Raw genomic sequence first — 13,723 nt, forward strand, 5'->3', positions numbered from 1 at the left:
ATTATGGAACTCGAAAAGATCCGCAGTCTGAGTGAAGAGGAGTTGAAGGGCGAAGAGGCCAAGGCCGCTGAGCAGCTCTTCCGCATCCGCTTCGCTAAGAGCCTCGGCAAGCAGGAGGGCGTCAGCAAGATCCGCAGCCTCAAGCTTGACATTGCTCGCTTCAAGACCATCGCTCGCGAGCGTCAGCTCGCCACCGCTAAGGCAGGGAAGGAATAACCATGGCCGATACCACCGTAACTACCGCGCCAGCGACCGAGCAGGCCGCACCGCGCCGCAATGAGAAGGTCGGCCAGGTCGTCTCGACCAAGATGCAGAAGACCATCGTTGTCGAGATCGAAATGCGCAAGGCGCACCCCAAGTACAAGCGCGTGATGAAGTCGAACAAGAAGTTCTACGCGCACGACGAGCAGAACTCGGCACGTGTGGGCGATGTCGTCCGCATTCGCGAGTCGCGTCCTCTGTCGAAGCTCAAGCGCTGGTCGCTTGAGGAGATCATTCGCCGCTCGTCCTTGTCGGCTCTGCCTGACGAGAAGCCGTCGCGGGCCGAGAACGCCATCCAGAAGGCGTAATCGATTTGCTTTGAGGGGCTGGTTTCCAGCCTCGATGTACTACCAAGTTTCCGCGCGGGGCCCAGGCCTCCCGCTGCTGCAAGGAGATCTACCATGGCAGTTCAAATGCGCACCATCCTTGCCGTCGCCGACAACTCCGGCGCCCGCAAGCTCCAGGTTATTCTGCCGCTCGGTGGCGGTCTCGGTAAGAAGGCCGGTCTCGGCGACGTCGTTACGGCGGCCGTCAAGGAAGCTTCTCCCGATGGCACCGTCAAGAAGGGCAAGGTCGTGAAGGCGGTCATCGTCCGCACGCACAAGGAATATCGCCGTCGCGACGGCACGTATATCCGCTTCGATGAGAATGCGGCTGTTGTGATCAACGATGCGATGGAGCCGGTTGGCACGCGCGTCTTCGGTCCCGTCGCCCGTGAGCTCCGCGAGAAGAAGTTCCTCAAGATCGTCTCGCTCGCTCCCGAAGTCATTTAGTTTCGCGCCGCATTGGTTTGCGGCGCAATAAAGCGGATTCCGGCTCCGCGGTAGTGGATCGCCGAGGCAGGAGAGTTGTTATGCCAAGCAAGTTCAAGCCGATCATCGCCAGCAAGATTCGCATCAAGCGCAACGATCAGGTCATCGTCATCGCCGGTAAGGACAAGGGCAAGAAGGGCCGCGTCCTGCGTGTCATCGTCGCCAAGCAGCGCGTGCTGGTTGAAGGCGTCGGCATGATCAAGAAGCACGTCAAGCCCGATCCGCAGCGGAATGTTGCCGGCGGCATCGCCGAGCAGGAAGCTCCGATTCACGTGTCGAACGTGATGCTGGTCGATAGCGAAGGCAAGGCAACTCGCCTCGGCCACCAGGTCGAAGGGAATAAGAAGACCCGCGTTGCTCGTACCAACGGCGTAGTGATTGCCGATAAGGTTGAGAAAAAGGCGAAGGCCAAGAAGTAAGGAATTAGTTTTCAGGAGTCAGTTCTCAGTTGTCAGTGAGAACGAAACGGGCTTCTGGGAGCGGACAACGGAGAGCTGACATCTCCAATTGAGCACCCCACGAAACGGTACACGGCGCAAGCTACCCCGGAACCGTGGAGAAAGAGAAGAAGCCACATGGCAGCACGTTTGAAAGAGAAGTACCACAGCGAGATCAAATTGGCCCTGCAGAAGGACCTTGGCCTCGACAACATTATGGCGGTTCCCAAGCTCGAGAAGATCGTGATCAACATGGGTCTTGGCGAAGCGACACAGAACGTCAAGATCATGGATCCCTTGCTCGCTGATCTCGGCGCGATTGCCGGCCAGAAGCCGGTCATCACCAAGGCGAAGAAGTCCATCGCAGCCTTCAAACTGCGCGAAGGTATGCCGATCGGTGCGATGGTTACCCTTCGCGGCGATACGATGTACGAGTTCCTCGATCGTCTGATCTCGATCGCTCTGCCCCGCGTACGTGACTTCCGTGGTGTTTCGTCCAAGTCGTTCGATGGACGCGGCAACTACACGCTCGGTCTGCGCGACCAGTTGATCTTCGCTGAAATCGACTACGCGAAGGTGGACAAGACCAAGGGCATGAACGTCACTATTGTGACCACCGCGCTGGACGACAATGGCGCTCGCTCACTGCTCAAGCACTTCGGCATGCCGTTCCGCCAGGGTGCATAAGCTGTAGGGGCTTCGGCCTCGAATCGTTTCGATAAGTTTGCAGTAAGATAGAGAGAGTAAAAAGTTATGGCTACTACCGCAAAGCGCGTCAAAGACGCCCGCACGCCGAAGTTCAAATCACGCCAGCACAACCGCTGCCAGCTTTGCGGCCGTCCGCGCGCTTTCCTGCGCAAGTTCGGCATCTGCCGTCTGTGCTTCCGTGGTCTTGCGCTCAAGGGCGAGATTCCGGGCGTCGTCAAGTCCAGCTGGTAAGCTGTGCAATCGCTTCCACCTGAAAGCACAATGGACATCGGTCCTTGGGCTTTTAGGTGTGGAACGGGACTTCAGTCCCGGCCCTCCCTGAGGGTGAGACAAATATCGGCGTGACACGCTGCAAAGCGAACCGCCACAACCATTCCCGCAGGTTCTCCTGGCTGATCAGTCCGGAGCGAACGGGGGATGAAAGGAAAACGATGAACCTTACCGATCCAGTCGCAGACTTCCTCACGCGCATTCGCAACGCACACCGTGCTCGCCACCAGAAGCTCGACGCTCCAGCCTCCAAGCTCAAGACTGAGATTGCCCGCATCCTCAAGGAAGAGGGCTACATCGCAAACTACAAGGCCGCCGAAGAAGAAGGCCAGAAGGTTCTGCGCGTGTACCTGAAGTACGGCCCGAACAACGAGCCGGTGATCCGCGACCTCAAGCGCATCTCGCGTCCCGGCTGCCGTGTGTACCTGGGCAAGGACGAGATTCGTCGCGTCCAGGGTGGCCTCGGTATCTCGATCATGACCACCCCCAAGGGTGTCATGACCGGACGTCAGGCCCGTCGCGAAGGTGTTGGCGGCGAGATTCTCGCAGAAGTCTGGTAGTTCCCAGGACGGCGGTGAGCTTTGGCTCGCCGCTGTCCGTACAAGTTTGAAAGGGCTTTGGCCCAGGCCCAAGGCGAGCCATAATCGCCGGCTGCAGTGGAACGAAGCCTCAACTCTTCGCGACTCGCAAGCCATAAAGGATTTAGAAATGTCACGTATCGGCAAGAAGCCCATCACGCTACCTAAGGGCGTCAAGTACACAGTGCAGAGCAATATCTGCGTTGTCGAGGGTCCCAAGGGCAAAGTTAACGCTTTGATTCCCGACGGCATCACGCTTTCTGAGAAGGACGGCGTTCTTACTCTCGAGCGTCCCGACGATAAGCACGCTGCGGTCCACGGACTGGCTCGCGCCCTCGTCTTCAATGCGGTTGAGGGTGTGACGAATGGCTGGAAGAAGGAGCTTGACGTTGTCGGTATCGGTTACCGCGTCGAGATGAAGGGTAAGGATATGGTCGTGTTCACGCTCGGCTACTCCCACCCCATCGAGTTCCCCTTGCCTACCGGTATTGAAGTTGCTATCGACCCCAAGCAGACCCATCTTACGGTCTCGGGTATCGATCGCCAGAAGGTCGGCCAGGTTGCCGCGGATATGCGTTCGCTGCGTAAGCCCGATCCTTACAAGAACAAGGGTGTTCGCTACTCCGACGAGAAGCTCAAGAAGAAGGTCGGAAAGACGGGCGCTAAGTAATAGGGCGTAGTGTCTAGGGTTCAGGGGCCAGAAGGCGATGCTTTCTGGAGCCTGAACCCTAGACCCGACCTCTCAGCAATTCACCGAACGTCGTCTTCATTGAGGCGACGCCACTAGGAAGGAAAGATCATGATCAATCTCCGCAAACGCAATGACATTCGCCAGCGCGTGCATTTTCGCATCCGTGCGAAGATCTCCGGCACCGCCGAGCGTCCCCGTCTCAACGTGTATCGCTCGTTGAACCACATCTACACGCAGCTCATCGACGACGCGACCGGCACCACCATCGTTTCGGCTTCCACCATCAGCAAGAAGGGTGAGGGCAAGACCGCAGGCGGTAACGTTGAAGCCGCAAAGACTGTCGGCAAGCTGATCGCAGAGCGCGCTCAGGAGAAGGGCATCAAGAAGGTGGTCTTCGATCGCGGCGGTTACCTGTATCACGGTCGCATCAAGGCGCTGGCCGATGCTGCTCGCGAAGCCGGGCTGGAGTTCTAAGGTTTGCTGTCAGGCGCACCGCGCCAGAAGGATTAAGGAAAATAATGGTTACGAAGAAGAGACTCGACGGCAACCGGATGAACCTCAAGGATGAGGTCGTCTCCATCAACCGCGTCACCAAGGTCGTCAAGGGCGGCAAGAACATGTCGTTTGCCGCACTGGTCATCGTTGGCGACGCCGCTGAAGGCGTAGTCGGCTACGGCTCCGGCAAGGCCAAGGAAGTGCCCCAGGCTATCCGCAAGGGCATTGAAGCGGCGAAGAAGAACCTGATCAAGGTCAACCTGACGGAGTACACGATTCCGCACCAGGTGCTTGGCCACTTCGGTTCGGGTGAAGTTCTGTTGAAGCCCGCTCCTGAAGGTACGGGCGTCATCGCCGGCAAGACGGTACGCGCCGTCATGACCGCAGCCGGTGTGCAGAACGTGCTGACCAAGAGCCTTGGCTCGGCCAATCCGCACAACGTGATCAAGGCCACCTTCGACGCGCTCACCCAGCTTCGCGATCGCGCTGAAGTTGCCGCTTTGCGTGGCAAGTCAGTCGACGAGTTGTAAGAACTTCGGAGAGAGCAGCGACCCTTTGGGGTCGCGGTTTCCTCCACAGAAATGTAGAGGCTTTGGCCTCGGAGAAGAACAATGGCAGCCGAAAACAAGATCAAACTCCAGTACTTCCGCTCGCAGATCTGCACGCCCGTCAAGCACAAGCTTGTCGTCAAGGGCCTGGGCTTCACGCGCCTGAATCAGATTGTTGAACGCGAAGATACACCGTCGATCCGCGGTATGGTGAATAAGATTCCTCACCTCGTCCGTATCGTCAACTAGTGAAATGTTCTCAGCGGTTGGTTCTCGGTTGTCAGTGAGAATGCAAAGAAGCTGAGAACCGCGAACGGAGAACTGACATCTCCGCAACAGATGCGAGTCGGCCACAGGCCGGCGTTAGCGAGGAAATCATGGCACTTAATCTCAGCAATCTCAAAGCGCCCAAAAAGGCGAATGAAAATAAGAAGCGCGTTGGCCGCGGTATGGGCTCGGGTATGGGTAAGACCTCGACTCGCGGTCACAAGGGGCAGGGTTCGCGTTCGGGCTCCAGCCTGATGCGCGGTTTTGAAGGCGGCCAGATGCCGCTGCACCGCCGCCTGCCGAAGCGTGGCTTCACCAACATCTTCCGCGTCGAATACGCCGTTCTCGGCCTCGACCGCATCGCCGAGCTGAACGAGAGCGAACTCACGCTTGAGAAGCTCACCGAGCACGGAATCTTGAAGAAGCGCAACGGCCTGGTGAAGGTCCTCGCGAACGGCGAGCTGAAGTCGGCTGTCACGGTGCATGCTCACAAGTTCTCGAAGGCTGCCTTGAAGGCTATCGAGGCTGCCGGCGGCAAGGCTATCGTTGTTGGCGAGCCTGTTTCCGCTGCCTAATGGTTCATGGGCCGGGGCATGAGCCCCGGCCTTGTTATGTGAACGCGAATTTCCGCGTAGAATGTTTCTCAAGAACCCCAGCAGAGATCGGTTCCGCTGAAACAGTGTGCGGTACTCTGCCTGAAGCTTCGAAATCCGAAATTCGGTTTAAGGCCTTCTTCCACGATGCTCGAGAAATTCCTCAACATCTTCCGTATCCGCGACCTGCGCAATCGCATTGGCTTTACGCTCGGGATGCTCGCGATCTACCGCCTGGGTGGACATATTCCTACGCCCGGCATCAACGCCGACATGGTCGCGCAGTTCTTCAATCAGAACTCCGGCTCGGCTCTGGGACTGCTCGATCTGTTCAATGGCGGCAACCTGCGTAAAGCAACAATCTTCGCGCTGGGCATCATGCCTTACATTACGGCGTCGATCATCTTCCAGTTGCTCACGGTTATCTATGAGCCGTTGGCGAAGCTGCAGAAGGAAGGCGAGCTTGGCCGCCGTAAGATCACCCAGTGGACGCGCTACGTCACGGTGGTTCTTGCAGTTGTGCAGAGCTTCTTCATCGCTCTGACTTTGACGAGCACGCAGGCTGGCCAGTCGATGGTCAATGTCAGCCGCGGCCAGTTTATTCCGCTCTGCGTGATTACCCTGACTTGCGGTACAGCCTTCATCATGTGGCTGGGCGAGCAGATCACCGAGCGCGGTATCGGTAATGGCATGTCGCTGTTGATCTTTACCGGCATCGTCGTTGGTTTGCCACGCGGCATCGAAGATCTCTACCAGAAGGCTCACACGGCTGTCTGGGGTGGCTTTACTCCCATCGCGATTGGGCTGATCATCGCCATGATGATCGCGGTTGTGGCCTTCATCGTTTTTGTGGAACGCTCCGAGCGCCGTATTCCGATTCAGTCGGCTAAGCGCATGGTCGGTCGCCGTATGGCTGCACCGGATTCCAGCTTCCTGCCGCTCAAGGTGAACTCCGGCGGCGTTATGCCGGTGATCTTCGCCAGCTCGATCCTGTCGTTCCCGCTGTTGTTGCAGGGTGTCAGCCTCTTCGGCTCAGGCCCTCTCCGCGACAACAAGTACTTTGGTCCCATCTTTACCAACCTTGCGCCGTCCGAGCCCTGGTATGAAGTGCTGTACATTGCGGCGATCATCTTCTTCGCGTACTTCTATATCTCGATCATCTTCCGTCCGGACGATATCGCGGACAACATGCGCAAGTACGGCAGCTTCATCCCCGGCATCCGTCCAGGTAAGCGTACCTCCGACTTCATCAATGATGTGCTGACACGCATCACCCTGGTCGGTGCTATCTACCTCGTCATCATCTCGATCATTCCGACGCTGCTGATCAGCGGTATCCACTTCAACCACCTGTGGCTCGTTGGCAAGTTCTTCGATACCCTGCCGTCGTGGACCACCAATGGTCTTGGAGTGAACTTCTACTTCGGCGGCACATCGTTGCTGATCGTTGTGGGTGTTGCCATGGATACGGTGCAGCAGATCGAATCGCAACTGATCATGCGCCACTATGAAGGCTTCACGCCCAAGTCCGGGCGTATTCGTGGCCGCCGTAGCTGGTAGTTTCAAACTCGTTTGACGCAGGAACCCACGTCTGCAGGTCTGGGCGTGGGTTCTTACGTTGTTCGTTCATCCTTTGTCTCTTCTTCAAGGTAGAACGATGAACCTCTTCACCCTTGTTCTTCATCAAAGCTGAGTCCTATGTCTAGACCCCTTCCCAACGCGAGCGATTTCCTTCCCGGCCCTGTACTGTTGCTCGGGGCACCCGGAGTGGGCAAAGGCACGCAGGCCAAGCTCTTGATGGATGAGTTCAACATCCCTCAGATCTCTACCGGTGATCTGCTGCGCGAGCATCGGCGCAATCACACGCCGCTTGGCATGCTTGCCGATGAGCTGATGAGCCAGGGCAAGCTGGTTCCCGACGATCTCGTCAACCAGATGGTTGCAGTTCGTTTTCAGGACCCTGATACCCAGCACGGCTACATCCTGGATGGCTTTCCGCGCACACTCAACCAGGCGGAGTGGCTCGACGGTCAACTTGTTGCCTACCTGCTGCCGGTTGTCGCGGTCAATATTGTTGTCGACGAAAAGGTCCTGTTGGAGCGCATTACCGGGCGGCGTATCTCTCCCGCCGGGCGCATCTACAACATCTACACCACTCCGCCTAAGGTTGAAGGCATCTGTGATGTCGATGGCAGCAAGCTCGAACAGCGCGCTGACGATACGGAAGAGGTCTTTCATGAGCGCATGAAGACCTTCCGGGTCAAGACGGCGGCTGTCATCGAATACTATCGTTCACACGGAAATCGCTTTGCCGAGGTCGATGGAGATCGTCCTGTCGACGAGGTAACAAAAGGTATCCGTGCCGCGCTTTTGAAGCTTCGGCATCATCCGGAAAACGGAGAATAAAGATTGAGAGAGGAGAGCCCTTGCGCTCCCTCTCTGCGTACGACTTTCAACGTTCCACCACTGAATTTATGGCTATTCTCATCAAATCCGCTGCCGAGATCGAAAAGATGCGCATCTCCGGCATTGCCCTACGCAAAGTACACGAGGCTGTGAAGTCTGTAGTTCGCGCCGGTGTGACCACCATGGACCTGGAACGCGCGGCTGAAGCCAAGGTCGCAGAGCTTGGAGCGAAGGCTGCCTTCAAGGGATACCACGGGTATCCGGCGGTGCTTTGCACCTCGGTGAACGAAGAGGTCATCCACGGCATTCCAAGCGAACGGCGTACGCTGCGCGAGGGCGATGTCGTCTCCGTGGATTGCGGCGTCATCGTCGATGGCTATTACTCCGACTGTGCCGTGACCTATCCGGTCGGCAAGCTCAGCCCTGCGGTTGCCAAGTTGCTGCGCGTTACCGAGGCTTCGCTCTATGCGGCCATCGATAAGGCTGTTGTTGGCGGCCGTCTCTTCGATATCTCCCACGCTGTACAGAGCATGTGTGAAAAAGAAGGCTACGGCATTGTGCGCGAGTTTGTGGGCCACGGTATCGGCAAGTCGATGCACGAAGACCCGCAGGTGCCTAACTTCGGAGACCCCGGCAAGGGGCCTCGCCTGAAGGCCGGCATGGTGCTGGCGATCGAGCCGATGATCAATGCAGGCACGGCCGAGGTGAAGGTACTTGAGGATGGCTGGACCGCCATTACGACCGATGGAAGCGTCAGCGCCCACTTCGAGCATACGGTTGCCATTACCAACGATGGCCCGGTTATCTTGACGCTTTAGTTCCTCTTATCTTTACATTTGTGATTGCAGCTAAGGGCCCCTGTAGAGCAGGGGCCCTTAGCTATTTTGATTCGATGTGCTCGTATCTGAGTTCTGCGATGACGCGTTGTGGTGATGCATAAGAAAGCAAGGCGCTACAACCTGCAGATCAAAAGTTCGCGCTCATAGATCATCTCCGGTGGTAGATGGTCATGCAGAGCGAGGAACAGTTCTTCGTGTCCCATCACTTCGTGGCGCCAGGCTGCGCGATCTACCTTCTGCAACTCGTCGAATCGATCGCGAGGCATGTCCAGGCCGTTCCAGTTCATGTCTTCGTAGTGCGGTGTCCAGCCGATGGAAGTCTCCTTACCCTGGGCGCGTCCGCGCACTCGGTCGACGATCCACTTGAGGACGCGCATGTTTTCGCTGAAGCCGGGCCACAGGAACTTGCCGTTCTCATCCTTGCGGAACCAGTTGACGTGGAAGACGCGCGGCGTGGCGGAGAGCTCGCGCTGCATCTTGAGCCAGTGCCGGAAGTAATCACCCATGTGATAGCCGCAGAAGGGAAGCATGGCCATCGGGTCGCGGCGCACCTTGCCCAGCGCGCCGCCAGCGGCAGCGGTGGTCTCAGAGCCCATCGTCGCACCGAGATAGACGCCTGACGACCAGTTGAAGGCCTGGAAGACCAGCGGGATGGTCGAGGCGCGGCGGCCGCCGAAGAGAAATGCTGAGATGGGAACGCCATTGGGCGATTCCCAGGCGGCCAGGTCGATGCTTGGGCACTGCACGGCGGGTGCGGTGAAGCGGCCGTTCGGATGCGCGGCAGGTTTGCCTGTCTCGCGGCCAATCTCCGGTGTCCAGAGCTCGCCACGCCAGTCGAGGCACTCGGCGGGCGGCTCATCGGTCATGCCCTCCCACCAGACGCCGCCTTCCGGTGTCAGCGCGACGTTAGTAAAGATCGTATTGCGGCTGAGTGTCGCCATGGCGTTCGGGTTGGTCTTGCCGCTGGTGCCGGGAGCTACGCCGAAGAAGCCCGCCTCTGGGTTGATGGCGCGGAGCTGGCCTGTGGCATCCGGCTTGATCCACGCGATGTCGTCGCCTACGGTCCACACCTTCCAGCCGTCGAAGCCTTCGGGAGGAATCATCATCGCGAAGTTGGTCTTGCCGCAGGCGGAGGGGAATGCCGCAGCTACGTATGTCTTTTCTCCCTGGGGAGATTCCACGCCGAGGATGAGCATGTGTTCCGCCATCCAGCCTTCATCGCGAGCGATGTTGGAGGCGATGCGTAAGGCAAAGCATTTCTTGCCTAACAGGGCATTGCCGCCGTAGCCCGAGCCGTAGCTCCAGATCTCGCGCGTCTCCGGGAAGTGGACGATGTACTTGGTGTCGTTCTGCGGCCAGGACACGTCCTGCTGGCCGGGCGCCAGCGGGGCGCCGACGGTGTGCATGCAGGGGACGACACGCTTCACATCTTTATCGATCTCGGCAAATACCGGAGCACCGACCCTGGCCATGATTCGCATGTTCACTACGGCATAGGCAGAGTCTGTGAGTTGCACCCCGATCTGGGACATGGGCGAGCCGATAGGCCCCATCGAGTAAGGCAGAACGTACATGGTTCTGCCGCGCATCGCTCCGCGAAACAACTGCTTCAGCTTTTTGCGCATGACGAACGGATCTTCCCAGTTGTTCGTCGGTCCGGCGTTGTCCTTGGACAGCGAGCAGATGAACGTACGATCTTCCACGCGCGCGACATCGTTCGGAGAGGAGCGAGCGTAGTAGCACCCGGGCCACAGCTCCTGGTTCAGCTTGATGAAGGTTCCTGCGTCGACGAGCTGACGGCAGAGATACTCATTCTCTTCCGCGGAGCCGTCGATCCAATGGATCGCTGCCGGCTGCGTGAGTTCAGCCATCTTTTCGACCCAGCGGATCAGGTGTTTGTTGGTAGTCAGAATACGAGTTGAAGCCAATGGGCTTTTTGTTGCCGCAGACATGGTTTCCTCCACCCTCGGAAGGGATGCAAAAACACTAGAGCAGCCAGGGTACGCCTGTCGTCAAGACACCCCAGAAATGTCTCAAGAAAAAGCAAAAACGAGCGGTTATCGAAGAGATGACGCCTGTCAGGGGCTTTTGGAGCTGTGAGCCCCACCGTTTGAGGGGCTAGGGACTGTCTGGCGAATCGGGGACAACGGCATTCGGCCGAGACCAAGATTGATGGACACACAGCTTTTGTTTCATGTTTCCCCACAGAATCGTCATCCTTCTATGAAAAAAGGCGCACCTGTCCAGCAGAGTTTGCGAAACGTTGCGTACAGACTTCTATTCGTGCTCGTGGCACATGAGGAAGATACGATGACCAGCCGCTCCATCTGAGGATGTACTCGAGGTACAGAGGATGAACGAGCTGACTGGCCTATCCTGGCAATCGTTCGCAAACATCTCATATCCCCAGCCGTAGACGTTGGCTGTGGAAAGGTGGGAATCGGTTCTTTGATTTCCACCTTCCCATAGCCAATACCCAGGCCGGGAGAAAAGCAAAAATCTAACATCACTCTACTCCGCTCCTGATCCTCAACACCACCACCGTCCAGGTGCCCCTCTTTCATACCATCTGAGCGAAGCGTCCCAGCTTTTGGGGACGCGAAGTCGAAGGACCCCGAGGGTTGCTATCTTGCCCATGTCCTTCGCACCTTTTCTACCTCGAGCGCTCGAGCCTGGACGTTTGCGGTGGAAAAGGTCCTAGCACTATAGGCAAGATCAAGTCCTTCGGGGTCCTTCGACTGCGTAGCTCGCAAAGTGCGCGAGCTACTTCGCTCAGGATGACGATTCTGTGGGGAAATGGAACGAGATATGGGGGAAGTCGTTGTTTCCGGTTCGCTAGAGGCTATCTGGAACCAGCTTTCCAGCCAATTGCGACAGAAGGGGCTGATGCAGCATCGTAAGCTAGAGACAGATTACGAAGGAGAGGAAGACGGCGATGGCAGAGCAGAGTACAAGCAGACGACCGCGGGTCGTTATCGTGGGTGCAGGCTTTGGCGGCATCAATGCGGCAGCGGGCCTGGCGAAGCTGCCGGTGGATGTCACCGTCGTCGACCGCAAGAACCACCATACGTTCCAGCCCTTGCTCTACCAGGTGGCGTTGGCGGTTCTCTCTCCGGGAGACATCGCTCAGCCTATCCGAAGCATTCTGCGCGAGAACACCAATACCGAAGTCATCATGGATGAGGTTACGGGCTTCGATATGGCGGAACGCCACATCATGCTGAAGAGCGGAGCGGTGCTGATCTACGACTACCTCATCCTGGCCACCGGCTCTACGCACAGCTACTTCGGCAAAGACGAGTGGGCAAAGCTGGCCCCGGGGCTCAAGACGATTGAAGACGCTACGGAGATCCGCCGTCGCGTGTTGCTGGCCTTTGAACTGGCTGAGCGGCAGAAGCTCGAGAGTGGATCGCATCCGCCGTTGAACTTCGTGATCGTCGGAGGAGGGCCCACCGGCGTTGAGCTCGCGGGGTCCATCTCCGACATCGCCAAGCTTTATATGACGAAGGATTTTCGCCATATCGATCCGGGCACGGCGCAGGTGCTGATCCTGGAGGGCTCTCCGAACATTCTTGGCGCCTACCCTGAAGACCTGCAGAAAAAGGCTGTGGAGCAGCTCAACGCGCTCGGCGTGCGTGTACGAACCGGCGCGCACGTCTCCGATATTCAGCCCGGATACGTCATGGTAGGCGACGAACGTGTAGAGAGCGTCTGCACTCTATGGGCGGCAGGGGTGCAGGCTTCGCCGCTGGGAAAGATCTTGGGAGTTGAAACGGACAGACGAGGCAGCGTCATGGTCGATGACCATCTGCATCCTGCCGGACATTCTGAGATCTTTGTTCTCGGCGACCTTGCGCACTTTGAGCAGGACGGCAAGCAGGTTCCGGGGGTTGCGCAGCCTGCCATGCAGATGGGCGCTTATGCGGCCAAACGTATCGGTCTGCTTCTCGAAGGCAAAGGCGACACGCAAAAGCCCTTCCGTTATTTCGACAAGGGAGATATGGCGACGATCGGCCGTAAGGCTGCGGTGGCGCGTATCGTGTGGCCATTCCATGCGCACTGGAGCGGCTTTATGGCCTGGCTTACATGGCTGGTTGTGCACATCTTCTTTCTTATCGGATTCCGCAACCGTCTCTCCGTCTTTCGCCAATGGGCTTATACCTATGTACGGTTTCAGGATGGCGTACGCCTGATCGTCGGTTCGCAGGAGCTGCCGGGTTGGGACAAGCTTGCACCGTCCGTAGGACCGATCACGAACGGCGATCCGCAGCCTGAGCCCCAGAGAGCCGACAGTTCTACAACTACGGTGGTTTAAGATTCTTCTCGCGGCTTGAGCGCTGCCATCATTAGTAATGCCACTGCGAGGACGGTTGCAGGAATGATCAAAAGCATGACTGGTGCGGCTGGCCCGTGGATATTTGTGCCAGCTATTGGCCGTCCCAGGAAGAGCAATACCCACGGCAGAATGAATACAATGACGGCCATCAGTACTAGATGCCGTTTCCCGAGGTGCCGGGCCCATCCGATGCAGCCAACAGCTGTTAGAAGCACTCCGGTCAGTCCCATTAGCCCAAACATATCGAAGTGATTGCTTATGAACTCGAAATTAAAGTGTGTGGCAACATCGACGTAGCCTGCCCCCACTCCTAAGATGATCAGGCAAGCTCCCGTTAGGGCTATGACACGCCAGTATTTATATGCGGCGGAGTGTCTATTCATGAACGAATCGTACAGCTAGATTGCTAACCGCAGAGGTCCTTACTCGAAAATAGCGGCTGCGTCGTGCAGGGGTACTCGACCTGTCTGTTTCAGGCAAAG

At 57.6% G+C, this 13,723-nt stretch carries 18 protein-coding genes; 16 read left to right on the forward strand and 2 right to left on the reverse strand.

The features are described from left to right. Positions 1–3: 3 nt before the first annotated feature. From rpmC to map, 15 genes are all read left to right on the forward strand, one after another. The gene (rpmC, locus tag ACIX8_RS02875) at positions 4–216 is read left to right on the forward strand and encodes a 50S ribosomal protein L29 (protein ID WP_014263815.1); all 213 of its coding nucleotides are present in this window, start codon (positions 4–6) and stop codon (positions 214–216) included. Between the two features lie 2 nt (positions 217–218). Further along, complete coding sequence (rpsQ, locus tag ACIX8_RS02880; RefSeq protein ID WP_014263816.1) at positions 219–569, forward strand: 30S ribosomal protein S17; 351 nt, start codon at positions 219–221, stop codon at positions 567–569. Positions 570–662: 93 nt separating this feature from the next. Then, positions 663–1,034, forward strand: a complete 372-nt coding sequence (gene rplN / locus ACIX8_RS02885) for a 50S ribosomal protein L14 (RefSeq protein WP_014263817.1) — start codon at positions 663–665, stop codon at positions 1,032–1,034. 80 nt (positions 1,035–1,114) lie between these two features. Next, on the forward strand, positions 1,115–1,492 hold the full coding sequence (gene rplX, locus ACIX8_RS02890) for a 50S ribosomal protein L24 (RefSeq protein ID WP_014263818.1): 378 nt from the start codon (positions 1,115–1,117) through the stop codon (positions 1,490–1,492). A gap of 156 nt (positions 1,493–1,648) precedes the next feature. Further along, complete coding sequence (gene rplE, locus ACIX8_RS02895; protein ID WP_014263819.1) at positions 1,649–2,197, forward strand: 50S ribosomal protein L5; 549 nt, start codon at positions 1,649–1,651, stop codon at positions 2,195–2,197. Between the two features lie 66 nt (positions 2,198–2,263). Further along, positions 2,264–2,449 carry a type Z 30S ribosomal protein S14 gene (locus ACIX8_RS02900; protein ID WP_014263820.1) on the forward strand — a complete coding sequence of 62 codons (186 nt, stop codon included), beginning with the start codon at positions 2,264–2,266 and terminating at the stop codon, positions 2,447–2,449. A 200-nt stretch (positions 2,450–2,649) separates the two neighbouring features. Beyond that, positions 2,650–3,048, forward strand: a complete 399-nt coding sequence (rpsH, locus tag ACIX8_RS02905) for a 30S ribosomal protein S8 (protein ID WP_014263821.1) — start codon at positions 2,650–2,652, stop codon at positions 3,046–3,048. Positions 3,049–3,196: 148 nt separating this feature from the next. Continuing rightward, positions 3,197–3,736 carry a 50S ribosomal protein L6 gene (gene rplF / locus ACIX8_RS02910; RefSeq protein ID WP_014263822.1) on the forward strand — a complete coding sequence of 180 codons (540 nt, stop codon included), beginning with the start codon at positions 3,197–3,199 and terminating at the stop codon, positions 3,734–3,736. Between the two features lie 129 nt (positions 3,737–3,865). Beyond that, on the forward strand, positions 3,866–4,231 hold the full coding sequence (gene rplR / locus ACIX8_RS02915) for a 50S ribosomal protein L18 (protein WP_014263823.1): 366 nt from the start codon (positions 3,866–3,868) through the stop codon (positions 4,229–4,231). 44 nt (positions 4,232–4,275) lie between these two features. Beyond that, positions 4,276–4,782, forward strand: coding sequence for a 30S ribosomal protein S5 (rpsE, locus tag ACIX8_RS02920; protein ID WP_014263824.1), 507 nt, complete (start codon positions 4,276–4,278; stop codon positions 4,780–4,782). Positions 4,783–4,863: 81 nt separating this feature from the next. Continuing rightward, positions 4,864–5,049, forward strand: a complete 186-nt coding sequence (gene rpmD, locus ACIX8_RS02925; protein WP_014263825.1) for a 50S ribosomal protein L30 — start codon at positions 4,864–4,866, stop codon at positions 5,047–5,049. Positions 5,050–5,177: 128 nt separating this feature from the next. Then, positions 5,178–5,642, forward strand: coding sequence for a 50S ribosomal protein L15 (gene rplO, locus ACIX8_RS02930; protein ID WP_014263826.1), 465 nt, complete (start codon positions 5,178–5,180; stop codon positions 5,640–5,642). A gap of 165 nt (positions 5,643–5,807) precedes the next feature. After that, positions 5,808–7,220, forward strand: a complete 1,413-nt coding sequence (gene secY, locus ACIX8_RS02935; RefSeq protein ID WP_014263827.1) for a preprotein translocase subunit SecY — start codon at positions 5,808–5,810, stop codon at positions 7,218–7,220. 138 nt (positions 7,221–7,358) lie between these two features. Beyond that, entirely contained in the window at positions 7,359–8,066 is a 708-nt protein-coding gene (locus tag ACIX8_RS02940) for an adenylate kinase (protein ID WP_014263828.1), read from the forward strand. Between the two features lie 68 nt (positions 8,067–8,134). Further along, positions 8,135–8,884, forward strand: coding sequence for a type I methionyl aminopeptidase (gene map / locus ACIX8_RS02945; RefSeq protein WP_044177677.1), 750 nt, complete (start codon positions 8,135–8,137; stop codon positions 8,882–8,884). 134 nt (positions 8,885–9,018) lie between these two features. Here map and ACIX8_RS02950 read toward each other — a convergent pair whose 3' ends face one another. Next, entirely contained in the window at positions 9,019–10,857 is a 1,839-nt protein-coding gene (locus ACIX8_RS02950; RefSeq protein ID WP_014263830.1) for a phosphoenolpyruvate carboxykinase (GTP), read from the reverse strand. A gap of 983 nt (positions 10,858–11,840) precedes the next feature. Between ACIX8_RS02950 and ACIX8_RS02955 the strand changes: the two genes are divergently transcribed. After that, a complete protein-coding gene (locus ACIX8_RS02955; protein ID WP_014263831.1) occupies positions 11,841–13,220 on the forward strand; it encodes an NAD(P)/FAD-dependent oxidoreductase in 1,380 nt (459 codons plus the stop codon). Here ACIX8_RS02955 and ACIX8_RS02960 read toward each other — a convergent pair. Then, positions 13,217–13,624 carry a hypothetical protein gene (locus ACIX8_RS02960; RefSeq protein WP_014263832.1) on the reverse strand — a complete coding sequence of 136 codons (408 nt, stop codon included), beginning with the start codon at positions 13,622–13,624 and terminating at the stop codon, positions 13,217–13,219. The two genes, ACIX8_RS02955 and ACIX8_RS02960, sit on opposite strands and share 4 nt — an antisense overlap. Between the last annotated feature and the right edge of the window lie 99 nt (positions 13,625–13,723).

The sequence above is a fragment of the Granulicella mallensis MP5ACTX8 genome, assembly GCF_000178955.2.
GTDB lineage: Bacteria > Acidobacteriota > Terriglobia > Terriglobales > Acidobacteriaceae > Granulicella > Granulicella mallensis.